We start from the raw sequence: 21,999 nt of genomic DNA on the forward strand, positions 1-21,999 counted from the left end.
TCCCGCGTCACAGCGAGGCTCGCCTCGTCCATGTATAGAGCCCGATTGACCTCGATCTGCAGGGCGTGACGCCCAAGATTTGGCTCGCCGTAATGCTCGGTGATGAAGCCGCCCGCGTAAGGCTTGTTGCGCACCACTCGAAAGCCCTGGGCGCGGAACGTGGCCTCGAACGCCTCGATCAGGCCGGGCGCGCAGGCCGTTCCGTAGCGGTCGCCCAAGACCATGTCAGCCTTGATCTCGGCATCGCGCCCGAGGCTCGAAGACGGCATCGAGTGGCAATCGATCAGCACGCAATGGCCGTGGCTGCGGGCGGTGCGCTGGATCAGCCCGCGCAGAGCTTGGTGGTAGGGCTTGTACAAGGCCTCGATCCGCGCGGTCGCTTCGCCGACCGGCAGACGCTTCGCGTAGATCTCCTGGCCGTCCGCCACGACGCGCGGCACGGTGCCCAGGCCGCCCGCGACGCGCATCGACCGTGTGTTGGCGAAGGGCGGCAGCCTGCCGTCGAACATGCGCGGGTCGAGTTCGAACGGCTCGCGGTTCACGTCCAGGAAGGCGCGCGGGAAATTGGCCCGTAGAAGCGGCGCGCCGAGCGCGACCACCGAGGCGAACAGCCGGTCGACATGGGCGTCCTCGGACCGGCGCAGGGTCAGGGCATCCAGTCGCGAGGCCGCGATGAAGTCTGCGGGGTAGACGGCGCCGGAATGGCCGGTATTGAAGACGAACGGCAGGGTGTGCACCGCCGGTTCATCGACCTCGAAGGCGGGGGCAAAACCGAATGCGTCGGGCTGTACCGTTTCGGGCGCGATCATTGGCTGTGTGCAGGCCCCGGCGGTTGAAAAAACGCAGCGGACGGGCACTGTGGTATGTGAATGATCGCCTGTCCACTCTGGTGCCGATGGCCCACACGGCGGCCCATGAGACGCGCGGCGCCGGCCGCGGGCTCCAATCCTAACACCTTGTTTACCATCGCCTCCCTTTATGGGATCAACATTTCGACACGAGGGCTCGGAAACGGCCGATGAAAATCCTGCTGGCGGAAGACGACAACGACATGCGCCGGTTCCTGGCCAAGGCGCTGCAGAACGCGGGTTACGACGTCTTGTCCTTCGACAACGGCCTCTCCGCCTATAACCGGCTGCGCGAGGAGCCGTTCGAATTGCTGCTGACCGATATCGTGATGCCCGAGATGGACGGGATCGAGCTGGCGCGGCGCGCCACCGAACTCGACCCGGACATCAAAGTGATGTTCATCACCGGGTTTGCCGCGGTCGCGCTCAACCCGGATTCGAAGGCTCCGAAGGACGCCAAGGTCCTGTCGAAGCCGTTCCACCTGCGCGACCTCGTCAACGAGGTCGAGAAGCTGATGGCCGCCTGACCGGCGCAGAGTGCTGACCGATGCGGCTGTGACCGCACGGGCATAGGTGATTCGACGGGCGTGCTTTTATATGATGGGAGTTCCCGCGCGAGATAACGCCCGCCATGCAGCCGGTCACGATCTACACCACGGCTTGGTGCCCCTACTGCTCGGCGGCCAAGAGCCTGCTGAAGGACAAGGGCGTCGCCTTCCATGAGATCGACGTGGAGCGCGCCCAGGGCGCACGGGCCACGATGGTCGAGCGTGCCGGTGGCCGCACCAGCGTCCCGCAGATCTTCATCGGGGCGACCCATGTCGGCGGCTGCGACGATCTGTACGCCCTCGACCGTGCCGGCAAGCTCGATCCGATGCTGACGGACAAGGCCGATGCCTGAGGGGCGCTTCACCGCCGCTTGCGTCCAGATGCGCTCGGGCCGCGACCCCGCGGTCAACCGCGACGCGGCGATCGCCGGCGTACGCGAGGCCGCGAGCCGCGGCGCGCATTACGTCCAGACCCCCGAGATGACCTCCCTGGTCGAGCGGAGCCGCGAACGCCTGTTCGAGCGCGTCACGACCGAGGACCGGGACGCGACCCTCGCCGGCCTGCGCCAGACGGCCCGCGAGACCGGGACGATGGTGCATATCGGCTCGATCGCGGTGCGCTCGGGCGACAAGATCGCCAACCGAGCCTATCTGATCAGCGCGGACGGCGCGATCCTCGGCTCCTACGACAAGCTGCACCTGTTCGATGTCGACTTGCCCAGCGGCGAACGCTGGCGCGAATCGGCGACCTATACCGGCGGCGCCTGCGCGGTCCTGGCGGCGACACCTTGGGCGATGCTCGGTCTGACGATCTGCTACGATATCCGCTTCCCGGCCCTGTACCGGGCGCTGGCCGAGGCGGGTGCGGAGATTCTCACGGCTCCGGCCTGCTTCACCCGCCAGACCGGCGAGGCGCATTGGCACATCTTGCAGCGGGCGCGGGCGATCGAGACCGGTGCCTTCGTGATCTCGGCGGCCCAGGGCGGCGTCCACGAGGATGGGCGCGAAACCTACGGCCATTCGCTGATCGTCGATCCCTGGGGCCGGGTGCTCGCCGTTGCTGGCGGGTCCGAGCCAGGGGTGATCCTGGCCGAGATCGACCTCGCCCAGGTCGCGGATGCGCGGGCGCGGATACCGGCACTGCAACATACGCGCGTGTTCACGGTCGAGCGCATCGGGCCTCGGGTCGAGGCTGCACAGTAAGCAACAGAATGATCCGGTACAGTCTCGTCTGCGAAGCCGCCCACGGCTTCGACAGTTGGTTTCCCTCTTCCGAATCCTACGACGCGCAGGCCGTGCGCGGTCTGGTGACCTGTCCGATCTGCGACAGTGCCCAGGTGACGAAGGCCCTCATGGCCCCGAGCGTCGCTCGCACCGATCGCGGTCAGCTTCCGGCGCCAGTGGCCGCTCCGCCCGAAGCCGTGCTGCCGATGATCGCCGAGCCCGAGCGGCAGGTGCGCGCGATGCTGCGGGCTTTGCGCGAGCAGGTTGTCGCGAATTCCGAGCATGTCGGGGCGAGCTTCGCCGAGGAGGCCCGCAAGATCCATTACGGCGAGGCCGAGGGCCGCTCGATCTACGGTGAGGCCAGCCCGGCCGAGGCACGCGCCCTGATCGAGGAGGGGATCGACGTTGCGCCGATCCCGGTCATGCCCGACGATCGCAATTGATCGCGATCGATCCGCAGTTCTAGGGACGCGCGGCAGTCGTGCCGGCCAGGGAGGCCAGCACGAAGGACGCAGCGGCGTTCCAGCCGGCCAGCGAGACTCCGAGCACGCGCAGGGCCGCCACCGAGCAATCGACCACCTTGGTAGTCTGGAGCGCGTTCAGGAAATCAGCGACCTGGCCCGGATTGGCTCCCGTGCCGCCGCCGCAATCGCTCGGCCCAGGCCAGAATCCCCATTCCGCCCCCGCATGGTAGATGCCGATCCCGGCGCCATACAGCAGCCCGAGCGCCGCGAGCCCCAGCGCCAGGCGGGCGAACCGCTCCGGCGCGAACAAGGCCGCGAGCCCCAGCGGGAGTGCGGCGTAATAGGGCAGGCGCTCGGTCAGGCAGAGCTTACACGGCGCGTAGCCGTAGCCGTACTGAAGCGTCAGGACGGCGCCGAGGATCAGCGCCGAGGCGAGGGCGAGCCAGAGGCCTACTTTCTTGAGACGAAGCGCCGACGCAACGTTCATGGCTATAGGACCACCTTGAACAGCAAGAAGCCGAGGACGACGACGGCGACCGAGATCGCTGCAACCGCGTTGAGATGCCGGTCGAGCACACCGCGGATCTGGACCCCGTAGCGGCCCAGCAAACCGGCCAGGATGAAGAACCGGGCCCCGCGCGTGACGATCGACAGCACCGTGAACCAGAACAGACTGTAATGGGCGAAGCCCGACGTGATCGTGACGAGCTTGTAGGGGATCGGTGTCAGCCCCTTCAGCAGGATCACCCAGTGGCCGTAACGGGCGTAGGAATCCTGGAAGGTCGCGGCGGAATTCTGCAGCCCGTACAGGCGGATCAGCCATTCACCGACGGAATCGAACAGCAGCGCCCCGATCGCGTAGCCGACCAGGCCGCCCAGCACCGAGGCCACCGTGGCGATGGTCGCATAGAGCCAGACCCGATCCGGGCGGCTGACCGCCATCGGCACCAGCATCGCGTCCGGCGGGACCGGGAAGAACGAGCTCTCGGCGAAGGCGACGGCTCCGAGCACGTAGGGCGCGGAGGGCCTGCCGCTGAGCGCGAGGATCCACGCGTAGAGCCGCCGAAGCATTCAACGTCCGGGTCGTGAGGAAGCGGCCGCCCTTTGAGCATAGGCGCCGCGCAATGGCCAGATCGACCGCTTCGGCGAAAAACAGCACGAACACCCTTTGCGCAGGCGCCACACCTATGCGAAGAGCCCGACGCGCGCGGGTATGGCGGAATTGGTAGACGCGGGCGACTCAAAATCGCCAGCCGCAAGGCGTGGGGGTTCGATTCCCTCTACCCGCACCACCCGTCGGCTTTCGGGTAACAGCTCTTGCCGGGCCCGAGCGCCGCGATTGGAACGCACCTTCAGTGCAGATGACGGCACGGTGCCATACGCTCCGTGGCCGCACCGTCCCCCATGCCCATCCAGCGAGTCCATGGGTCGCGGTCGATCGTCTCTGACGCAACCGCCACCGTCCCCTATCTCTGCCGAACGGGCGACTGATAGGGCCGCCATCGAAGTGGGACGATCTGTTGAACCACCGTCAACCCGTCGCGATCTTGGGGGCAGGCATGGCCGGTGCGACGGCGGCACGCCGTCTCGCCGAGGCAGGCCAACCGCTGCGCGTCTTCGATAAGGGGCGCGGCGTCGGTGGTCGGATGGCGACCCGGCGGTCGGACGCAATGCAGTTCGACCATGGCGCGCAGTTCATGCGCGCGCATGGAACCGTTTACGCGGCGCGACTCGCCGATTGGGAGCGGCGGGGTATCGTGGCGCCCTGGGCGGGTGCGGGGCGCTGGGTCGGCGTACCCGACATGACCGCACCGGTTCGCGATCTCTTGGTCGGAATCCCGGTCGCCAGCGGCACGACCATCACCGGGATCCGCCGCGACAGCGCTTCCTGGCACCTGACTGATGGTGCGGGGGCCGATCACGGCCCGTTCACCGCGCTGGCCATCACCTTCCCGGCACCTCAGACGGTCGCTCTGCTCGCAACCGCGGGCATTATCCTACCGGACATCGAGCGAGCCACTTACGCGCCATGCTGGTCGGTGATGGTGGCCGTCGATCGAGCCCCCGCGGAGGTTCTAACCGAGCCGCATGAGGGGCCGATCGGACTTATGGCGCTGGATTCGTCGAAGCCCGGTCGGCCGCCGGGTTTCCGCCTGACCGTGCATGCCAAACCGGACTGGTCGCGCATCCATCTGGAGGAACCTCGCGAAGCGATCGTGTCAACGCTGACGCAGGCCGCGGCCGCCTGTCTGGGGACGCCCCTTCGGTTCAGCGACGCGGAAGCGCACCGCTGGCGCTTCGCCCAGGTCGAGACGATGCTCGGTAAACCCTGTCAGTATGATCCCGGCCTGCGTCTGGGCGCCGCTGGCGACTGGTGTCTTGGACCGCGGATCGAGGCGGCGCATGATAGCGGTCTGGCGCTCGCGGAGGCGATCCTCGCCGATCTTGGCGCCCCAGCGTGATCCCGCCCATCGCCTTCCATGCGGCCTACGAATCGACCCTGCCGGCCGGTCACCGTTTTCCAATGCAAATATACGGTCTCCTCGCCGAGACGCTGGTCGCCAAGGGGCTGGCGCCGCTCGGATTCGTGACTCCGGAGCTGGCGACTGCGGAAATCCTGACCCACGCGCACGATCCGGCCTACGTGGCAGCGGTGCTCGGCGTCGCCGTGCCCCGGGAGATCGAGCGGGCGATCGGCCTGCCGGTGGATGCGGCCCTGGTCCGCCGCTCGCGCGCCTCCGTGGGCGGGACCCTCCTCGCCGCCCGGCTGGCGCTGGCCGAGGGGCTGGCGGGCAGTGCGGCCGGCGGTAGCCACCATGCGCGGCGGCAGCAGGGGGCCGGCTTCTGCGTGCTGAACGACGTGGCCGTCGCCGCCCGCACCCTTCAGGCGGAGGGCGCAGTCCGGCGGGTCCTGGTGGTCGATTGCGATGTCCACCAGGGCGACGGCACGGCGGATTGCCTCGCGCTATGCCCGGAGCTGTTCACCTTCTCGATCCATTGCGAGAACAACTATCCCGCTCAGAAGATCGCCGGCGATTTCGATATCGGTCTGCCGGACAGGCTCGACGATGCCGGCTATCTGGAAGTGCTGCGCGCCCGCCTGCCGCCGCTTCTCGACGCGTTGGCCCCCGATCTCGTGTTCTACAATGCCGGGGTTGATCCGCACCGCGACGACCGGCTCGGCCGGCTCTGCCTCAGCGATGCAGGTCTGCTCGCCCGTGATCAGTTCGTCGTGGCCCAGTCGCGTGCGCGGTCTATCCCGCTCGTGGCGGTGATCGGCGGGGGATACACCTCCGACGTGGAAGCCCTGGCGCTCCGCCACGCGCTGGTCTTCGAGGCGCTGGCCGCCGAGGCTGCGGCCTGTGCGACGAGGTGAGGCGCGGATGCGTCAGGTCGCGGCCATGGACGCGCGGTACTGACGCCGAAAGGTTTTGGGAAGGGTCCGCGCCGAAGATCCTGAGGTCACGGATCGATCAGCAGGTGTGCTGCGCGCGGCCTGAACAGCTTCGCCCCAGGCTGATCTGCTCAAGATCCCGTGACGCCGTTGGGATTCAGTCATGCTTGTGCGAATCTGGGAGGTGGTGAAGGCGACGATAGCAGTGGTTGCACTGATCACGGCTGCTCTCGTCTCCGCAGACAAGCTCGATCGGCAGAAGGCCCCGGCCAGCACCGCTGCGGCCATGACCGAGCCCGTGTCCACCGGGGCGATCACGCCCGGTTCGAGGCCCTAACCGCGCCGGCTGCCCTTCCGCGCCGATACCTTCATCGCGCGGACACGCATCGCATGTCGCGGGTGGTGCGACAGAAAAGGGCTCTTGCCGGTGGGATATTTCGACCCGTCGCGGCGTTCTCGCCGCACGTCGAGTCATGGCCGTTCGGCCATCTGCTCACCTGCCAAAGGATCTGTCGCGATGAAATCCGCCTCGTTCGCTCTGCTCGCCCTGATTGCCGGCGCAGTGCCCGCGCTGGCGGAATCCCGGGCCGACCGCGCCGCCTGCACGCCAGATGTCATGCGCCTCTGCGCCTCGCAGATCCCGAATGTCGCGGCGATCACGGTTTGCCTGCGCCAGCAGCGGCCGAATCTCAGCCCTGGCTGCCGCGTCGTGATGGACCTATCCGATCGTCCGGTCCGGACCGTCTCGAGCCGGCCCTGAGACCAGGCCTCACCAGCCGCTGATGCGCGGCCAGACCGCGCCGGTGAGATGGCCATCACTGACCACATGGTAGCGGTCATGCTGGGCGCCGGTGGCGCAGGCGTGGTTCGGCAGGATTCGCAGGCGCGCGCCGATCGGCAAATCCGGGACGGAGGCGGATGCGCCCGGCCGCAGAGCCAGGATGCCGTGCTCCTGGTTCGCGTCCCGCACGATCAGGTCCGGATAGGGGTGTCCGGCCGAGTCGCACGCGATGCCGTAGCCCTGATCGACCGCCTGCCGCGCCGTGCCGCGGTCGCGCGATAGCGCCATCCAGCCGGCATCCGTGATGATCCAGCCCTTGTCCCGCTGGTGGCCGATCACGGTCGTCAGAACGGTGAGAGCGATGTCATCGATCGCGCAGGAGCCAACTCCGGCCTGGAACAGGTCGCCGATCATGAACACGCCGGCCCGGACCTCGGTGATGCCGTCGAGGTTTTCCGCATGCCGCGCCGTCGGGGTCGAGCCGACGCTCACCACCGGGCTGGGCAGGCCGGCTTCGCGCAGGATCGCGGCGGCCCCCAACGCAGCCTGGCGCTCGGCTTCCGCCGCCGCCCTGAGGGCCGCGGGATCGTTCAGCCCGTAGCTGTCGCCGGCATGCAGCAGGACGCCCCTGAGGGATGCGCCCTCAGCGAGCACCCGACCGATCGCCACGAGTGTATCCGTGTCGCCGGGATTCACGCCGGAGCGATGCCCGTCGGCATCGACCTCGATCAGCACCGGCAGCGGATCGCCGTTGCGGCGAATCCAGGCCGCCACGGCCTCGGCCTGCGCGACCGAATCCAACACGATCGCGAGATCCACGCCCCAGCGCCGCCGGATCGCCCCAACCCGGTCGAGTTTCTGCGGCGCGATTCCCACCGCGTAGATCAGGTCGCGGACCCCACCTTCGGCGAAGTGCTCAGCCTCTCGCAGGGTCGAGACGGTCGCCGGGCCCGACGGGCTCGCCATGGCGATGCGAGCGACATCCAGGGATTTTGCGGTCTTCAGGTGCGGCCGCAGGGTGACGCCCAGCCGGTCGAGCCGCACCCGCATCCCGGCGACATTGGCCGCAAGCTTGTCTGAATCGAGCAGCAGGCAGGGCGTCTCCAGATCGTCGAAGCCGTCCGTCATTCGCCCGCTCCCGCGCTCTTCGTCCGGGCGAAGTTCTAGACCGGGGGCGGGGGCGCCGTCACGGCAGCTTTGCGGTCATTGCGGTTTCCCGATCGCCGCGATGAAGGCGGCGGCATCCCGTGCGACCTCGGCCGCCGGCTTGCCGGGGCGGTACAGGTTCGAGCCGAGCCCGAAGCCGACCGCGCCCGCCTGTCGCCAGGTCGAAACGCTGTCCGGCGTGACGCCGCCGACGGCGAGCACGCGGGCGCTGGACGGGAACACGGCCCGATGCGCCTTGAGCGCCGCCGGGGTGGCGATATCGGCGGGGAACAGCTTCAGGGCTGTAGCGCCGGCTGCGAGCGCCGCGAACGCTTCGCTGGGCGTCTGGTAACCGGGCAAGGAGACGAGGCCGGCGGTGACGGTCGCTTGGATCACCGCGCCATCGGTATTGGGCGACACGATCAGGGTCCCGCCCGCCACTGCGACGTCGGCGACCTGTGCCGGCGTCAGGACCGTGCCGGCGCCGACCAGGGCGCGTCCGGCCAAGCGCTCGGCCAGGAGCGCGATGCTCCTTAGCGGATCCGGCGAGTTCAGCGGCACCTCGATCAGGGTGAACCCGGCCTCCACCAGCGCGTCGCCGATGGCCGGCGCATCGTCGGGCGTGAGCCCGCGCAGGATTGCCACGAGCGGGCAAGCCGCGAAGGCGACCTCGAACCGGTTGAGGATCGTCATGCCCGCGAACTCCAGATGGCGTGGATGCCGGCCGTGGTGGACCCGTCCGGAACCGTAACGGCGCAGCCGCCGGCCTCGGTGATCGCGACCGTGTAGAGGGCGGCCAAGGCGCCACCACCGAGCAGGTGGACCGGGCGGTCGCCCAGGTCGGCGCGCGTGCCGACATCGGCGCCGATCATGAGACCGCTGGCATAGGCGGCGGCATCCGCTGGGGCCAGCCGGTCGAGCAGCACGCCAGCCCGGACCTCGAACAGGGCCGCGGCGAGGTGTTGCGACTCGCGCCCGCGGCGAAGCCCGTCCCGAAAGGCGACTCCGTCCGCGACCGGGCCGTCCAGCATGCCGGCCAGGATGCCGTGCGAGCGGACCAGGGCGAACAGTTCGCCGGTCATGACCGTGGCAAAATCCGTGATCGCGCCGTCCACCGTCTCGATCCACTTGTTGTGCGTGCCCGGCTGGCAGAACAAAGCCGTCGGCGGTGCGGCGCCCGTGCTGATCGCGCCGAGCACCTGGACCTCCTCGCCGCGCATTACGTCCGGGCGGGGCCCGGTCCTGAGCGCGACGCCCGGGATGATCTGGACATCGGGGGCGACGTCGAGGCTCGCGGCACCGAGAGCGTGGAGGGTGGCCGGCGCGTCGATATAGGGGGCTTCCCGCCATCCGCGGGTCGAGCCGACCATGCCGGCGGCGACGATGGTCTGCACGCCGAAACGGTCCCGCAAAGTCGCGATTGCGCCGGGATAGTCGCCGGGCTTCAACGCGATGACGCCGCATTCATCCTGCAGGGTGTCCACCACGACGCCGCCGGCGGTCATCGCATAGGCGCGCCGGTTGGTGGTGCCCCAGTCGACGGCGATGTAGGCCGCTCGACCGCCCATGCGCCTCCTCCCTCTCAGCAATTTGTCTGAGTTATATGGGCCGCGGTTGCCCCGTCAAGCGAGGCCCAGAGGCCCGGCCGGCCTGGAGAATCCGACCGCAAACGCCGATTCGAGCCGGCCTCGGCATCCGCGGATCGGATATCCGATCGGAAGCCAAGAACCATCAGCATATCATGAGCCGGGGATTGTCCCGCCGCGCCCGGCGTTTGCCATGGACTGTTCATGGCCGGATCGGCGATATGGCTGTCAATTAATCATACGCGGGAGGGACGCGCTTGGCACGGGACGTGATCCTGGCGACCGATGGCTTGACGATGGAATTCAAGGGATTCCGGGCCGTCAACGGCGTCAAGCTGGAAGTCGAGCGCGGGACGATCCACGCACTGATCGGCCCGAACGGCGCCGGCAAGACCACCTGTTTCAATCTGCTCACGAAGTTCCTCATCCCGACCGCCGGCACCATCCGGTACAAGGACAAGGACATCACCGGGATGCGGGCGGCCGACGTGGCCCGTCTCGGCCTCGTTCGGTCCTTCCAGATCTCGGCGGTGTTCCCGCACCTGACGGTGACCGAGAACGTGCGGATCGCGCTCCAGCGCCGGCTCCGGGGCGATTCCTTCGATTTCTGGCGGCCGGAGAAGGTGCTGCGGGCTCTGGATGGCGAGGCCCTAGTGCTGGTCGAGGCGGTCGGTCTGGCAGAGTTCGCGGATTCGCTGGCCGTCGAACTGTCATACGGCCGCAAGCGCGCCCTTGAGATCGCCACGACCCTGGCCCTCGATCCCGAGATGCTTCTGCTCGACGAGCCGATGGCCGGCATGGGCCACGAGGACGTGGATCGGACGGCGCAGCTGATCCGCCGGGTCTCGAAGGACCGGACCATCCTGATGGTCGAGCACAATCTCTCGGTGGTGGCGTCGCTATCCGACCGCATCACCGTCCTGGCCCGCGGCCAGGTCCTGGCCGAAGGCGATTACGCCACCGTCTCGAAGGATCCGCGCGTGGTCGAGGCCTATATCGGGGCGGGACATGCTTGAGACCGCCATGAAGAAGCCCGTGCCGGCCGCGGCGACCGATGCGCTCCTCACCGTCCGTGGCCTGGAGGGCTGGTACGGCGAGAGCCACGTGCTCCACGGCATCGATCTCGACGTCCGGGCCGGCGAGGTGATCACGCTGCTCGGCCGCAACGGCGCCGGCAAGACCACGACGCTCCGGGCGATCATCGGCATCCTGGGCAAGCGGGCCGGCTCGATCGTCTATGACGGCGTCGAGACCATCCGGATGGCGTCGCGCAACATCGCCCGGCTCGGCCTCGGCTACGTCCCGGAGGAGCGCGGCATCTTCGCGAGCCTCACGGTGCACGAGAACCTGATGCTGCCCCCCCGGGTGAAGCCCGGCGGCATGACGGTGGCCGAGATCCACACCCTGTTCCCGAACCTGAAGGAGCGCGCGGGCAGCCAGGGCACTAAGCTGTCCGGCGGCGAGCAGCAGATGCTCGCCATCGGCCGGATCCTGCGGACCGGCGCCAAGCTGATCCTGCTGGACGAGCCCACGGAAGGTCTCGCGCCGGTGATCGTCCAGCAGATCGGCCGGACGATCCAGCAGCTGAAGTCCCAGGGCTACACGATCGTGCTGGTCGAGCAGAACTTCCGCTTTGCGCAGACCCTGGCCGATCGGCATTTCGTGATCGAGCAGGGCAGGGTGGTCGACATGATCCCGAATGCCGAACTTGACGCCAATATCGACAAGCTTCACGCCTATCTCGGCGTCTGATTCAGGCGATCAATACCCAATAAACGCCGGAGAACGGCGTCGGACGCTCGGCAGGCGGGGATCCGCTGCGCCGCTGGAGGATAGGAAGACCATGGTCGGACGTCTCATCGGGTCCGTGTCCCTCGCCGCCCTCGCCGGTGCCCTGATGATGGGCGGTGCGAGCGCGCAGACGAACGTGAAGATCGGCATCCTGGGCGACCGCTCCGGCGCCTATTCCGACATCAGCGGCGAGGGCTCGGTGGTCGCCGCGAAGCTGGCCGTGGAGGATTTCAAGCCGGCCGAGCACGGGCTGAAGGTCGAGATCGTCTCCGCCGATCACCAGAACAAGCCGGATGTCGGGGCCGGCATCGCCCGGCAATGGTACGACCGCGACGGCGTCGACATGATCACCGACGGCGTCACCTCCTCGGTGGCGCTGGCGATCAGCCAGGTGACCAAGGAGAAGAACAAGGTCTTCATCGATACCGGCGCCGGCACCGCCGACCTCACCGGCCCGCAATGCACGCCGAACACGATCCACTGGGTCTACGACACGGTTGCGCTTGCCAACGGCACCGGTGGCGCCATGGTCAAGCGCGGCGGCACCACCTGGTTCTTCCTCACCGCCGACTATGTGTTCGGCCAGACCCTCCAGCGCGACACCAGCGCGGTCATCACCAAGAACGGCGGCAAGGTCATCGGCTCGGTCAAGACGCCGTTCCCGACCTCCGACTTCTCCTCGTTCCTGCTCCAGGCGCAAGGGTCCGGTGCCAAGGTGATCGGGCTGGCCAATGCCGGCACCGACACGATCAATTCGATCAAGCAGGCCGGCGAGTTCGGCATCACCGAGGGCGGCCAGGCGCTCGCCGGCCTCCTGGTTTTCTCCTCGGACGTGCACTCATTGGGCACCAAGGTCGCCCAGGGTCTTGTGCTCACCGAGCCGTTCTACTGGGACCTGAACGACCAGACCCGGGCCTTCTCCGACCGGTTTTCCAAGCAGATGAAGGGCAATTCCAAGCCCACCGCCAACCATGCGGGCGTGTATTCGGACGTGCTGCACTACCTGAAGGCGGTGGCCGAGACGAAGTCCACCGCGGACGGCGCCGCCACGGTCGCCAAGATGAAGTCCATGCCCACCGACGACCCGCTGTTCGGCAAGGGCACGATCCGCGCGGACGGGCGCAAGATCCACGACATGTACCTGTTCGAGGTCAAGAAGCCGTCCGAGTCGAAGGGCGAGTGGGATCTCTACAACAAGCTCGACACGATCCCCGGCGACCAGGTCTTCCGCCCGCTCAACGAAGGCAACTGCCCGTTGGTGAAGGGCTGACGGTGCGGGTTCGGCACGGAGGGCAGCCATGAATACGATCTTCGGCGTGCCGACCCAGGCCTTGTTCGGGCAGTTGCTGCTCGGCCTGATCAACGGCTCGTTCTACGCGATCCTGTCGCTCGGGCTCGCGATCATCTTCGGGCTTCTGAACATCATCAACTTCGCCCACGGCGCGCTCTACATGATGGGCGCGTTCGTGGCCTGGATGCTGCTCACCTATGTCGGGCTCGGCTACTGGTGGGCGCTCGGGCTGGCGCCGCTGGTGGTGGGAATTTTCGGGGTCGTGCTGGAGCGGGTGCTGATCGCCCGTCTGTACAAGCTCGACCACCTCTACGGCCTGCTCCTGACATTCGGGTTGGCGCTGATCATCCAGGGCCTGTTCCGCAACCAATACGGCGTCTCGGGGCTGCCCTACGCGATCCCGCCGGAGCTGTCGGGCGGGCAGCGCCTGCCATTCATGTTCCTGCCGAACTACCGGGCCTGGGTGGTGGTCGCCTCGCTCACCGTCTGTATCGCCACCTGGTTGGTGATCGAGAAGACCAAGCTCGGCGCGTATCTGCGCGCCGCCACCGAGAACCCGACCCTCGTTCAGGCCTTCGGGGTCAACGTTCCGCTGTTCCTGACCCTGACCTACGGGTTCGGCGTCGCGCTCGCGGGTTTCGCCGGCGTGCTCGCGGCGCCGATCTACTCGGTGAACCCGAACATGGGCGCCGACATCATCATCGTGGTCTTCGCCGTGGTGGTGATCGGCGGCATGGGCTCGATCATCGGCTCGGTGATCACCGGTTTCGCGCTGGGCTTGGTCGAGGGCCTGACCAAGGTGTTCTACCCGGAGGCGTCCGCCACCGTGATCTTCGTGATCATGGTGCTGGTGCTGCTCGTCAAACCCGCCGGCCTGTTCGGGCGCACGGCCTGATCTGTCCCCGTTATCGCATGATGCGGAAAACCGGGTTCCACTTTTCCGCATCATGCTCTGGATCTGAGGCTCGACCCCAATGGCCGACACCGCCGCCATCGACGTCGCACCGATCGCCGCCGCGCTACCGACGCGCCGCGACGACAAGGCGCTGCACCGGATGATCTTCGTCGGCATTGCGTTGGCGCTGATCGCGGCGCCGCTGGTGCTCTATCCCGTCTACCTGATGAAGGTGCTGTGCTTCGCGCTGTTCGCGCTCGCCTTCAACCTGTTGCTGGGCTACGGCGGCCTTCTCTCCTTCGGCCACGCCGCCTATTTCGGCATGGCAAGCTATCTCTGCGCCTACACGGCCAAGAGCCTCGGCTTCACCCCGGAACTGGCGATCCTGTCAGGCACCGCCACGGCGGCTCTGTTTGGCCTGGTGTTCGGGTCGCTGGCGATCCGGCGCCAGGGCATCTATTTCTCGATGATCACCCTGGCGCTCGCCCAGATGGCCTACTTCTTCTCGCTGCAGGCCAAGTTCACCGGCGGCGAGGACGGCATCCAGGCGGTGCCGCGGGGCAACCTGTTCGGGGTAATCAGCCTCGCCGACGACCGGGCGATGTACGGCCTCGTCTGCGTGATCTTCATGGCCGGGATGCTGCTGATCTATCGGATCATCCATTCGCCGTTCGGGCAGGTGCTCAAGGCGATCCGGGACAACGAGCCGCGGGCGATCTCGCTGGGCTACCGGGCCAACCAGTACAAGCTCGCGGTCTTCGTGCTCTCGGCGACGCTCGCCGGTCTCGCCGGCTCGACCAAGGCGATCGTGTTCCAGCTCGCCTCGCTCACCGACGTCCACTGGTCGATGTCGGGCGAGGTGGTGCTGATGACGCTGGTCGGTGGCATGGGCACGGTTTTCGGGCCGATCGTGGGCGCGCTGGTGATCGTCACCATGGAGACCTACCTCGCGCAGTTCGGCGCGTGGGTGACGATCATCCAGGGCTGCGTGTTCGTGCTCTGCGTCCTGCTGTTCCGTGAGGGCATCATCGGGCTCGTCGCAAAGCTGATCCGCAAGCCGCTGTGAGCTGTCGCGGTGCGTCGCCCGGCCCGGTTCGTTGACCCTTCGTTAACCAAGGCGGTTCAACCTGCAGTTCCCAGGCTGACAGGTTTGATCATGACGAAGACCCGGCCGCTGAGCATCGACGATCCCGCGGTGGATTGCCCGGTCCCGCCCGAAACCGTCGGCCGGTTGATCAAGGCGGACGCCGATACGGCCTCCTACATCCTGGACGGTATCCCCGAGGCGACCCGGGCACGCCTCGCCGTCTGGCTGTACGGGCGCAGCCACACCCACGAAATCGGCGTTCGGGTCGCCGCGACCTGCGACGGCGCCACGCTCCGCCGCACCGCCGGGCTGGTCGGTAACGCCCTCTACGACGCGTCCCGCCGGCCCTACCGGGCGCCGAGCCACGGTGCTCGCCCCGCGGGCAACCGCGTCAGCCTCGGCGGCTCGGGCCGCCGCGCCTGAGCGCCGCGGCCCGGCGACACCGCGGCTGTCACCCGGGACCCTAGGAGCGCCGTCGCCTCCGGGCTATCGTGCGCCTCGATGTCCGCCTCTCATTCCGTCATCCGCCGCCTGGACCCGATCCTCGTCGACCGCATCGCTGCGGGCGAGGTGGTGGAGCGCCCGGCCTCGGCCGTGAAGGAGCTGGTCGAGAACGCCATCGATGCCGGTGCCCGCACCATCGACGTGGTGGTGGAGAATGGCGGCCGCCGGCTGATCCGGGTCGTCGATGACGGCCGCGGCATGAGCCCGGACGATCTGGCCTTGTGCGTCGAGCGCCACGCCACCTCGAAGCTCCCGGGCGGCGACCTCTCGGCCATCGACACGCTGGGGTTCCGCGGCGAGGCCTTGCCCTCGATCGCCGCAGTCTCGCGGCTGGCGATCGTGACCCGCCCCGAAGCCGCCGAGGCCGGCGCGAGCCTCACCGTCGAGGCCGGGCTGAAAGGCGTGGTCCGCCCGGCCCCGGCCCAGCGCGGCACGCGGATCGAGGTCACCGAGCTGTTCGCGGCGACGCCCGCCCGGCTCAAGTTCCTAAAATCCGACCGGGCCGAGAATTCCGCCATCGCCGAAAGCCTGAGGCGGCTCGCCGTGGCCCAGCCCGGGATTTGCTTCACCCTGAAGGCGGATGCCGGCCAGCCGCTGCTGCTGCCCGCCGAAACCGGGCCGGAGGCGGAATTGCGCCGCCTGACCGCGGTGCTCGGGCCGGATTTCGCCGCCAACGCCCTGCCGGTGTCGCTCATCCGCGAGAGCTTCTGGGTGACCGGCCATGTCGGCCTGCCGACCTATCACCGGGGGGCGGCCGGCTACATCCACCTCGTGGTCAACGGCCGCCCGGTGCGCGACCGGCTGCTGCTCGGCGCGGTGCGCGGCGCTTATGCCGACACCCTGGCCTCCGACCGGCACCCGGTCCTCGGGCTCGCCATCGCCTGCGATCCCGACCATGTCGACGTCAACGTCCACCCGGCCAAGACCGAGGTGCGCTTCCGCGAGCCCGGCCTGGTGCGGGCGCTGGTGGTGAGCGCGATCCACGACGCCCTGCGCCGGGGCGGCGCCCGCTCGGCCACCACGGGCGCCAGCCGGACCCTCGAGGCTTTGCGCCCGGCCGGTCCGGCGCTGGCCACCCATACCGGCGCCGCCGCACCGAGCCTGTTCCGGTCGGCCCGGTCGAGCTTCTTCCCGGCGGGCACACCCTCGGTAGCGGCGCCATCGGGATACCGCCGGCCGGAGGGCTGGCGGCCAGCGCCAGAGCCGGCCTTCGGGAATGTGGAGTCGGCCTTCGGGGAGCCGCAGGGGTTCGGCGAGGCGGCCCAGGCCCCGTTCGAGCGTCCGGCGGATGACGCGGCACCGCCCCAGGCGGATGTCCGGCCAGTCGCCGAGGCGGCCGACGCCATCGATCACCCCCTCGGCGCGGCGCGTGCCCAGATCCACGAGACCTACATCCTGGCTCAGACACGGGACGGCCTGGTGATCGTCGATCAGCACGCCGCCCACGAGCGCCTGGTCTACGAGCGGATGAAAACCGAGCGGGCCCGGGGCGGCATCGCCCGCCAGGGCCTGCTGATTCCGGACGTGGTCGAGATGAGCCCCGACGCGGCCGAGCGCCTCGTCGCCGCTGCACCGGATCTAGACCGGCTCGGCCTCACCATCGAGGCGTTCGGGACCGGTGCCGTGCTGGTCCGCGAGGTGCCGGCGGCCCTGCTCGGCGCCTCGATCCGCGATCTCGTCACCGACATCCTTGACGCGTTGGAGGCGAGCGGCGACGAAGAGGGGGGGGCTCCCGCAACCGAGGGCGGTCCGCTCGGCCGGCGTCTCGATGCGGTGCTCTCGCGCATGAGCTGCCACGGCTCGGTCCGCGCCGGGCGACGCCTGCGTCCGGAGGAGATGAACGCGCTGCTCCGCGAGATGGAGGCGACACCCAATTCCGGCCAGTGCAACCACGGCCGCCCGACCTCGATCGAGCTCAAACTTTCCGACATCGAGCGGCTGTTCGGCCGCCGGTAATCCCCCGCGCACTGGCACCCATCGGAGCCCGCGACCATGGATTTCACCATTCCCCGCCGCGTCGAGGATTACCGCGCGCGGATCGCAGCCTTCGTGGACAGGCATATCCTGCCCGTGGAGGCCGACCGGTCGTCCTACGACGCGCACGGGAATATCGGCCTGGCCGAACTGGCGCGGCTGCGCGACCTCGCGAAGGCGGAGGGGCTTTGGTGCCTGCAGCTAAAGCCCGAGACCGGCGGGGTCGGGCTCGACAAGGTCGGCATGGCGGTCTGCTACGAGGCGATGAACCGCTCGATCTTCGGGCCGGTGGTGTTCAACTCTGCGGCCCCCGACGACGGCAACATGATGGTGCTGGAGAAGGTCGCGACGCCCGCCCAGAAGGCGCGCTGGCTCGACCCGATCGTGCGCGGCGAGGTCCGCTCCGCCTTTGCCATGACCGAGCCGCATCCGGGCGGCGGTTCCGATCCCGGCATGATCCAGACCCGGGCCGAGCGCCGGGGCGACACCTACGTGGTCACCGGCCGCAAATGGTACATCACCGGGGCCGAGGAGGCCGCCCATTTCATCCTGATGGCGCGCACTTCCGACGATGCGCGCAGGGGGCTGACCGCCTTCCTGTTCCACAAGGACCAGCCGGGCTGGGAGATCCTGCGCCGGATCCCGATCATGGGCCCGGAGGAGCATGGTGGCCATTGCGAATTGCTGTTCGACGGGCTGGAGATCCCGGCCGAGAACGTGCTGATGACCGAGGGCGACGGCCTGAAGCTCACCCAGATCCGCCTCGGCCCGGCGCGGCTGACCCATTGCATGCGCTGGCTCGGCCTGTCGAAGCGCTGCGTCGCGATCGCCCGGGCCTACGCGGGGGAGCGCTACGGCTTCGGCATCCGCCTCGCCGACCGGGAAAGCATCCAGCTGATGCTCGGCGACCTCGCCATGCGGATCGAGATCGGCCGGCTGCTGGTGATGAAGGCCGCCTGGGCGCTCGACCAGGGGAGCTTTGCCCGCAAGGAGGTCTCGATGGCCAAGGTCCACGTCGCCAACCTGGTCCACGCCGCGGCCGACATCGCGATCCAGATCAACGGTGCCCGGGGCTACTCCACCGACACGCCGCTGGAGTGGATCTACCGCTACGCCCGCCAGGCCCGGCTGGTGGACGGGGCCGACGAAGTCCACAAGATGGTGCTCAACCGCAATCTCGAGGCCGAGGGCGATTCGTTTTGGACTTGGGGGGTCGAGGCGTGACCCTAGCGTTTTCATCCCTGACGTGAACCTCCAACCCACCCCCTCATCCTGAGGTGCGTCCGCGCAGCGGACGCCTCGAAGGAGGCCTCCAGGGGTCGCACCGCTGGCTGGAGGGCGACGCTGAGTGTCGCCATCTCAGGATGAGGGTGTGGATGGGAATGCCGTCCGCCAGCTCGGCTGGCGGCGAAAAACAAGGATCGGCCGTTCGAACGCCCAGATCGGCGACCGTCCAAGGCGAGGAAAGGCCCAAAACAATGACCGATGTCGTGATCACCGGTGCGGTGCGCACCGCGATCGGCACCTTCGGGGGCTCGCTCGCCGCGGTCCCGCCGGCCGAGCTGGCGGCGAAATGCGTCGCGGAGGCGCTGAAGCGCTCCGGGACCGCCCCCGAGGCGGTCGGCCATGTCGTGCTCGGCCACGTCATCCCGACGGAGCCGCGGGACGCCTATATCGCCCGGGTCGCTGCGATCGAGGGCGGGGTGCCCAAGGAGGTGCCGGCGCTCACGGTCAACCGCTTGTGCGGCAGCGGTCTGCAGGCGATCGTCTCGGCCGCCCAGGCGATCATGCTGGGTGACGCCGAGATCGCGGTGGCCGGGGGCGCCGAGAGCATGAGCCGGTCGCCCCATCTCCTGAAGACCGGGCGCTTCGGCCAGCGCATGGGCGACGCCGCCCTGGTCGACTACATGGTGGGCGTGCTCAACGACCCGTTCGGCCACGGCCATATGGGCGTCACCGCCGAGAACGTCGCGGAGCGTTACGGCATCCTCCGGACCATGCAGGACGATTTCGCCGCCGAGAGCCAGGCCCGGGCCGCGCGGGCGATCCGCGAGGGCCGGTTCCGCGACCAGATCCTGCCGATCGAGGTCCAGCGCAAGCGCGAGACCGTGGCGTTCGACACCGACGAGCACCCGAAAGCCACCAGTGCCGAGGATCTCGCCAAGCTCCGCCCGGCCTTCTCCAAGACCGGCAGCGTCACGGCCGGCAACGCCTCGGGGCTCAACGACGGCGCCGCGATCCTCGTGCTGGCGAGCGCGGCGGCGGCCGAGCGCGACGGATCGCGGCCGCTCGCCCGGATCGTCGGCTACGCCCATGCGGGAGTCGACCCGTCCGAGATGGGCATGGGGCCGGTGCCGGCGGTCCAGCGCCTGCTGGCGCGCACCGGCCTGCGCGCCGCCGATTTCGACGTGATCGAATCCAACGAGGCCTTCGCGGCCCAGGCCTGCGCGGTTTCCCGCGCCCTCGACCTCGACCCCGGCAAGGTCAACGTGAATGGTGGCGCCATCGCGCTCGGCCACCCGCTCGGCGCGACGGGGGCGATCGTCACCGTGAAGGCGCTCTACGAGCTGGCGCGGGTGAACGGCCGCTATGGGCTCATCACCATGTGCATCGGCGGCGGCCAGGGCATCGCCATGGCGATCGAGCGGGTGCACTGAGATGGCCGTCCCGTTCGATCTGACCGGCCGGCACGTGCTGGTCACCGGCGCGTCGAGCGGCCTCGGCCGCCACTTCGCCGGCACGCTCGCCGAGGCCGGTGCTCGCCTTTCGCTCTGCGCCCGGCGCGCCGATGCCCTGGCCGAAACCGTCGCGCGGGTTGAAGCCGAGGGCGGAGAGGCTCACGCCGTCGTCATGGACGTGACCGATGTCGCGAGCGTCGAGCAGGCGATCGACGCCGCCGAGGCGCGGTTCGGCCCCGTTTCGGTGCTGGTCAACAATGCCGGCGTCACCGCCACGAAGCCGGCCCTCGATTTGGACGAGGCCGACTGGGACTTCGTGCTCGACACGAACCTGAAGGGCGTCTGGGTGGTGGCGCAGGCGATCGGCCGGCGCATGGTCCGGCACGGGGCGGGCGGCAGCATCGTCAACATCGCCTCGATCCTGGGCCTGCGCGTCACCGGCGGGCTCGCGGCCTACGCCGCCTCGAAGGCCGGGGTGGTGCAGCTTACCAAGAGCTTGGCACTCGAATGGGCGCGCCACGGGATCCGGGTGAACGCCCTCGCACCCGGCTACATCGCCACCGAGCTGAACGACGCCTTCTTCGACTCCGAGCCCGGCAAGGCGCTGATCAAGCGCGTGCCGCAGCGCCGGCTCGGCGCTGCGTCGGAGCTGGACGGGCCGCTCCTGCTTCTGGCGTCGGACGCCGGCTCGTACATGACCGGCAGCGTCGTCGCGGTCGATGGCGGCCACCTCGTGTCGGGGCTTTAGTGGATGGAACAGACACGGCTACGCGACTGGATCGCCGGGCTTCTCGGCTGTCCGGATCTCGCCATCGAGGAGATTCGGCCGCTGGGCGGCGGCTCGATCCAGGAGAACCGGCTGGTCCGCTGCCGGATCGATGACACGGCGCGGGCCTTCGTGCTGCGCATGGATGCGGCTGCGACCATTGCCTCGAGCCGGTCCCGGGCGGAGGAATTCCGTATCCTCGAAGCGGTCTGGCAAGCGGGCGTGCGCGTCCCAGAGCCGGTCGGATTCTGCGCCGATCCTGCGGTTCTCGGCGCGCCCTTCGCGCTGATGGGTTTGGTCGAGGGCGTGGGCCTCGGGCCGCGCATCGCCAAGGACCTAACCCTCGGCGGCGACCGGGATATTCTGGCCGAGACGCTCGGCCGCGAGCTCGCCCGGATCCATGGCGCCCTCGACCCGGGCGAGCCGCCCGCTGCGCTCGCCTTCCTGGGCGCACCCGAGACGCAGCCGGCGCTGGCCGAGATCGACCGCCTGCGCGCCAGCCTCGATGGGATCGGCGCCCAGCGCCCGGCGATCGAGTGGGGGCTGCGCTGGGGCGAGGTCCGGGCGCCGGACTGCCCGGCGCCGACCCTGGTGCACCGGGACTTCCGAACCGGCAACTACATGGTCGATGAGGCGGGCCTGACCGCGATCCTCGATTGGGAATTCGCCGGCTGGGGCGATCCCGCGCAGGATCTCGGCTGGTTCTGCGCCACCTGCTGGCGCTTCGGGCGCCCCGACTTGGAAGCGGGTGGCATCGGCTCCCGGACGGCGTTCTACCGGGGCTACACCGAAGAGAGCGGGCGGACCATCGATCCCGAGAGCGTCGCCTACTGGGAGGTGATGGCGCATCTGCGCTGGGCGGTGATCGCCCTGGAGCAGGGCGCCCGCCACGTCTCCGGCCGGGAATTCTCCCTGGAACTGGCGCTGACCGGCCGGATGGTGCCCGAGCTGGAACGCACGATCCTGCGGGCGACCGCCCCGGAGAGCTGGAGTTGAGCATGCAGGACGAACCCTCCGGCGCC

Annotated in this window: 25 protein-coding genes and 1 tRNA gene; 20 read left to right on the top strand and 6 right to left on the bottom strand. The window is 68.9% G+C overall.

Features of this window, described 5'->3' with window-relative positions:
- Positions 1 to 809, bottom strand: an 809-nt coding sequence (locus MKL11_RS31755) for an N-formylglutamate amidohydrolase (RefSeq protein WP_243951135.1), incomplete at its 3' end; no start/stop codon positions are given.
- A gap of 209 nt (positions 810 to 1,018) precedes the next feature.
- Here MKL11_RS31755 and cpdR point away from each other — a divergent pair.
- The 4 genes from cpdR to MKL11_RS31775 all read left to right on the top strand — a co-directional run bounded on the left by cpdR (position 1,019) and on the right by MKL11_RS31775 (position 3,063).
- Positions 1,019 to 1,375, top strand: a complete 357-nt coding sequence (cpdR, locus tag MKL11_RS31760; protein ID WP_007558883.1) for a cell cycle two-component system response regulator CpdR — start codon at positions 1,019 to 1,021, stop codon at positions 1,373 to 1,375.
- Between the two features lie 104 nt (positions 1,376 to 1,479).
- Entirely contained in the window at positions 1,480 to 1,749 is a 270-nt protein-coding gene (gene grxC / locus MKL11_RS31765) for a glutaredoxin 3 (RefSeq protein WP_243951136.1), read from the top strand.
- Positions 1,742 to 2,599, top strand: coding sequence for a carbon-nitrogen hydrolase family protein (locus MKL11_RS31770; RefSeq protein WP_243951138.1), 858 nt, complete (start codon positions 1,742 to 1,744; stop codon positions 2,597 to 2,599). The genes grxC and MKL11_RS31770 overlap by 8 nt, the downstream gene beginning before the upstream one ends.
- Before the next feature lie 8 nt (positions 2,600 to 2,607).
- A complete protein-coding gene (locus tag MKL11_RS31775) occupies positions 2,608 to 3,063 on the top strand; it encodes a DUF1178 family protein (RefSeq protein ID WP_243951141.1) in 456 nt (151 codons plus the stop codon).
- Between the two features lie 19 nt (positions 3,064 to 3,082).
- Here MKL11_RS31775 and MKL11_RS31780 read toward each other — a convergent pair whose 3' ends face one another.
- Together MKL11_RS31780 and MKL11_RS31785 are read right to left on the bottom strand one after the other, a co-directional pair.
- On the bottom strand, positions 3,083 to 3,571 hold the full coding sequence (locus MKL11_RS31780; protein ID WP_243951143.1) for a disulfide bond formation protein B: 489 nt from the start codon (positions 3,569 to 3,571) through the stop codon (positions 3,083 to 3,085).
- 2 nt (positions 3,572 to 3,573) lie between these two features.
- Positions 3,574 to 4,155: a YqaA family protein gene (locus MKL11_RS31785; RefSeq protein ID WP_243951145.1), complete on the bottom strand. Its 582-nt coding sequence runs from the start codon at positions 4,153 to 4,155 to the stop codon at positions 3,574 to 3,576.
- A gap of 136 nt (positions 4,156 to 4,291) precedes the next feature.
- Between MKL11_RS31785 and MKL11_RS31790 the strand changes: the two genes are divergently transcribed.
- The 5 genes from MKL11_RS31790 (at position 4,292) to MKL11_RS31810 (ending at position 7,238) form a co-directional block, all read left to right on the top strand.
- Positions 4,292 to 4,376 (top strand) — tRNA-Leu (locus MKL11_RS31790).
- A gap of 255 nt (positions 4,377 to 4,631) precedes the next feature.
- Positions 4,632 to 5,546: an NAD(P)/FAD-dependent oxidoreductase gene (locus MKL11_RS31795; protein WP_279600856.1), complete on the top strand. Its 915-nt coding sequence runs from the start codon at positions 4,632 to 4,634 to the stop codon at positions 5,544 to 5,546.
- A complete protein-coding gene (locus MKL11_RS31800) occupies positions 5,543 to 6,460 on the top strand; it encodes a histone deacetylase (protein ID WP_243951150.1) in 918 nt (305 codons plus the stop codon). Before MKL11_RS31795 ends, MKL11_RS31800 begins: the two co-directional genes overlap by 4 nt.
- Before the next feature lie 181 nt (positions 6,461 to 6,641).
- Positions 6,642 to 6,815 carry a hypothetical protein gene (locus MKL11_RS31805; RefSeq protein WP_243951153.1) on the top strand — a complete coding sequence of 58 codons (174 nt, stop codon included), beginning with the start codon at positions 6,642 to 6,644 and terminating at the stop codon, positions 6,813 to 6,815.
- A gap of 180 nt (positions 6,816 to 6,995) precedes the next feature.
- Positions 6,996 to 7,238: a hypothetical protein gene (locus tag MKL11_RS31810; RefSeq protein ID WP_243951155.1), complete on the top strand. Its 243-nt coding sequence runs from the start codon at positions 6,996 to 6,998 to the stop codon at positions 7,236 to 7,238.
- Between the two features lie 9 nt (positions 7,239 to 7,247).
- On the opposite strand, the gene MKL11_RS31815 is transcribed toward MKL11_RS31810, so the two are convergent.
- The 3 genes from MKL11_RS31815 to MKL11_RS31825 form a co-directional block, all read right to left on the bottom strand.
- Positions 7,248 to 8,387, bottom strand: coding sequence for an alanine racemase (locus tag MKL11_RS31815; protein WP_243951157.1), 1,140 nt, complete (start codon positions 8,385 to 8,387; stop codon positions 7,248 to 7,250).
- 75 nt (positions 8,388 to 8,462) lie between these two features.
- Positions 8,463 to 9,098 carry a 2-dehydro-3-deoxy-6-phosphogalactonate aldolase gene (locus MKL11_RS31820; RefSeq protein ID WP_243951159.1) on the bottom strand — a complete coding sequence of 212 codons (636 nt, stop codon included), beginning with the start codon at positions 9,096 to 9,098 and terminating at the stop codon, positions 8,463 to 8,465.
- A complete protein-coding gene (locus MKL11_RS31825) occupies positions 9,095 to 9,973 on the bottom strand; it encodes a 2-dehydro-3-deoxygalactonokinase (RefSeq protein WP_243951162.1) in 879 nt (292 codons plus the stop codon). Before MKL11_RS31825 ends, MKL11_RS31820 begins: the two co-directional genes overlap by 4 nt.
- Before the next feature lie 275 nt (positions 9,974 to 10,248).
- On the opposite strand from MKL11_RS31825, the gene MKL11_RS31830 reads away from it, so the two are divergent.
- The 11 genes from MKL11_RS31830 to MKL11_RS31880 all read left to right on the top strand — a co-directional run bounded on the left by MKL11_RS31830 (position 10,249) and on the right by MKL11_RS31880 (position 21,973).
- Positions 10,249 to 11,007 carry an ABC transporter ATP-binding protein gene (locus tag MKL11_RS31830; RefSeq protein ID WP_243951164.1) on the top strand — a complete coding sequence of 253 codons (759 nt, stop codon included), beginning with the start codon at positions 10,249 to 10,251 and terminating at the stop codon, positions 11,005 to 11,007.
- Positions 11,000 to 11,743, top strand: coding sequence for an ABC transporter ATP-binding protein (locus MKL11_RS31835; protein WP_243951167.1), 744 nt, complete (start codon positions 11,000 to 11,002; stop codon positions 11,741 to 11,743). The genes MKL11_RS31830 and MKL11_RS31835 overlap by 8 nt, the downstream gene beginning before the upstream one ends.
- A 91-nt stretch (positions 11,744 to 11,834) precedes the next feature.
- The gene (locus tag MKL11_RS31840) at positions 11,835 to 13,052 is read left to right on the top strand and encodes an ABC transporter substrate-binding protein (RefSeq protein WP_243951169.1); all 1,218 of its coding nucleotides are present in this window, start codon (positions 11,835 to 11,837) and stop codon (positions 13,050 to 13,052) included.
- Positions 13,053 to 13,080: 28 nt separating this feature from the next.
- On the top strand, positions 13,081 to 13,968 hold the full coding sequence (locus tag MKL11_RS31845; RefSeq protein ID WP_243951171.1) for a branched-chain amino acid ABC transporter permease: 888 nt from the start codon (positions 13,081 to 13,083) through the stop codon (positions 13,966 to 13,968).
- Positions 13,969 to 14,047: 79 nt separating this feature from the next.
- Positions 14,048 to 15,034 carry a branched-chain amino acid ABC transporter permease gene (locus tag MKL11_RS31850; RefSeq protein ID WP_243951173.1) on the top strand — a complete coding sequence of 329 codons (987 nt, stop codon included), beginning with the start codon at positions 14,048 to 14,050 and terminating at the stop codon, positions 15,032 to 15,034.
- A gap of 90 nt (positions 15,035 to 15,124) precedes the next feature.
- A complete protein-coding gene (locus MKL11_RS31855; RefSeq protein ID WP_243951175.1) occupies positions 15,125 to 15,478 on the top strand; it encodes a hypothetical protein in 354 nt (117 codons plus the stop codon).
- Positions 15,479 to 15,556: 78 nt separating this feature from the next.
- The gene (gene mutL, locus MKL11_RS31860; protein WP_243951177.1) at positions 15,557 to 17,515 is read left to right on the top strand and encodes a DNA mismatch repair endonuclease MutL; all 1,959 of its coding nucleotides are present in this window, start codon (positions 15,557 to 15,559) and stop codon (positions 17,513 to 17,515) included.
- A 36-nt stretch (positions 17,516 to 17,551) separates the two neighbouring features.
- Positions 17,552 to 18,757, top strand: a complete 1,206-nt coding sequence (locus tag MKL11_RS31865) for an acyl-CoA dehydrogenase family protein (protein WP_243951179.1) — start codon at positions 17,552 to 17,554, stop codon at positions 18,755 to 18,757.
- Between the two features lie 254 nt (positions 18,758 to 19,011).
- The gene (locus tag MKL11_RS31870) at positions 19,012 to 20,190 is read left to right on the top strand and encodes an acetyl-CoA C-acyltransferase family protein (RefSeq protein WP_243951181.1); all 1,179 of its coding nucleotides are present in this window, start codon (positions 19,012 to 19,014) and stop codon (positions 20,188 to 20,190) included.
- A 1-nt stretch (position 20,191) separates the two neighbouring features.
- Complete coding sequence (locus MKL11_RS31875) at positions 20,192 to 20,959, top strand: SDR family NAD(P)-dependent oxidoreductase (RefSeq protein WP_243951183.1); 768 nt, start codon at positions 20,192 to 20,194, stop codon at positions 20,957 to 20,959.
- Between the two features lie 3 nt (positions 20,960 to 20,962).
- Positions 20,963 to 21,973: a phosphotransferase family protein gene (locus MKL11_RS31880; RefSeq protein ID WP_243951185.1), complete on the top strand. Its 1,011-nt coding sequence runs from the start codon at positions 20,963 to 20,965 to the stop codon at positions 21,971 to 21,973.
- Positions 21,974 to 21,999: the final 26 nt, after the last annotated feature.

This window comes from Methylobacterium sp. J-077 (assembly GCF_022829365.1).
Lineage (GTDB): Bacteria > Pseudomonadota > Alphaproteobacteria > Rhizobiales > Beijerinckiaceae > Methylobacterium.

What these genes read in the sequence shown, in the direction of transcription:
- MKL11_RS31845 (WP_243951171.1), top strand. Translation starts at nt 13,081, where the DNA reads ATGAATACGATCTTCGGCGTGCCGACCCAGGCCTTGTTCGGGCAGTTG.
- MKL11_RS31850 (WP_243951173.1), top strand. Translation starts at nt 14,048, where the DNA reads ATGGCCGACACCGCCGCCATCGACGTCGCACCGATCGCCGCCGCGCTA.
- MKL11_RS31870 (WP_243951181.1), top strand. Translation starts at nt 19,012, where the DNA reads ATGACCGATGTCGTGATCACCGGTGCGGTGCGCACCGCGATCGGCACC.
- MKL11_RS31840 (WP_243951169.1), top strand. Translation starts at nt 11,835, where the DNA reads ATGGTCGGACGTCTCATCGGGTCCGTGTCCCTCGCCGCCCTCGCCGGT.
- MKL11_RS31880 (WP_243951185.1), top strand. Translation starts at nt 20,963, where the DNA reads ATGGAACAGACACGGCTACGCGACTGGATCGCCGGGCTTCTCGGCTGT.
- MKL11_RS31835 (WP_243951167.1), top strand. Translation starts at nt 11,000, where the DNA reads ATGCTTGAGACCGCCATGAAGAAGCCCGTGCCGGCCGCGGCGACCGAT.
- MKL11_RS31825 (WP_243951162.1), bottom strand. Translation starts at nt 9,973, where the DNA reads ATGGGCGGTCGAGCGGCCTACATCGCCGTCGACTGGGGCACCACCAAC.
- MKL11_RS31815 (WP_243951157.1), bottom strand. Translation starts at nt 8,387, where the DNA reads ATGACGGACGGCTTCGACGATCTGGAGACGCCCTGCCTGCTGCTCGAT.
- MKL11_RS31810 (WP_243951155.1), top strand. Translation starts at nt 6,996, where the DNA reads ATGAAATCCGCCTCGTTCGCTCTGCTCGCCCTGATTGCCGGCGCAGTG.
- MKL11_RS31770 (WP_243951138.1), top strand. Translation starts at nt 1,742, where the DNA reads ATGCCTGAGGGGCGCTTCACCGCCGCTTGCGTCCAGATGCGCTCGGGC.
- mutL (WP_243951177.1), top strand. Translation starts at nt 15,557, where the DNA reads ATGTCCGCCTCTCATTCCGTCATCCGCCGCCTGGACCCGATCCTCGTC.
- MKL11_RS31780 (WP_243951143.1), bottom strand. Translation starts at nt 3,571, where the DNA reads ATGAACGTTGCGTCGGCGCTTCGTCTCAAGAAAGTAGGCCTCTGGCTC.
- grxC (WP_243951136.1), top strand. Translation starts at nt 1,480, where the DNA reads ATGCAGCCGGTCACGATCTACACCACGGCTTGGTGCCCCTACTGCTCG.
- MKL11_RS31805 (WP_243951153.1), top strand. Translation starts at nt 6,642, where the DNA reads ATGCTTGTGCGAATCTGGGAGGTGGTGAAGGCGACGATAGCAGTGGTT.
- MKL11_RS31855 (WP_243951175.1), top strand. Translation starts at nt 15,125, where the DNA reads ATGACGAAGACCCGGCCGCTGAGCATCGACGATCCCGCGGTGGATTGC.
- MKL11_RS31775 (WP_243951141.1), top strand. Translation starts at nt 2,608, where the DNA reads ATGATCCGGTACAGTCTCGTCTGCGAAGCCGCCCACGGCTTCGACAGT.
- MKL11_RS31785 (WP_243951145.1), bottom strand. Translation starts at nt 4,155, where the DNA reads ATGCTTCGGCGGCTCTACGCGTGGATCCTCGCGCTCAGCGGCAGGCCC.
- cpdR (WP_007558883.1), top strand. Translation starts at nt 1,019, where the DNA reads ATGAAAATCCTGCTGGCGGAAGACGACAACGACATGCGCCGGTTCCTG.
- MKL11_RS31820 (WP_243951159.1), bottom strand. Translation starts at nt 9,098, where the DNA reads ATGACGATCCTCAACCGGTTCGAGGTCGCCTTCGCGGCTTGCCCGCTC.
- MKL11_RS31865 (WP_243951179.1), top strand. Translation starts at nt 17,552, where the DNA reads ATGGATTTCACCATTCCCCGCCGCGTCGAGGATTACCGCGCGCGGATC.
- MKL11_RS31875 (WP_243951183.1), top strand. Translation starts at nt 20,192, where the DNA reads ATGGCCGTCCCGTTCGATCTGACCGGCCGGCACGTGCTGGTCACCGGC.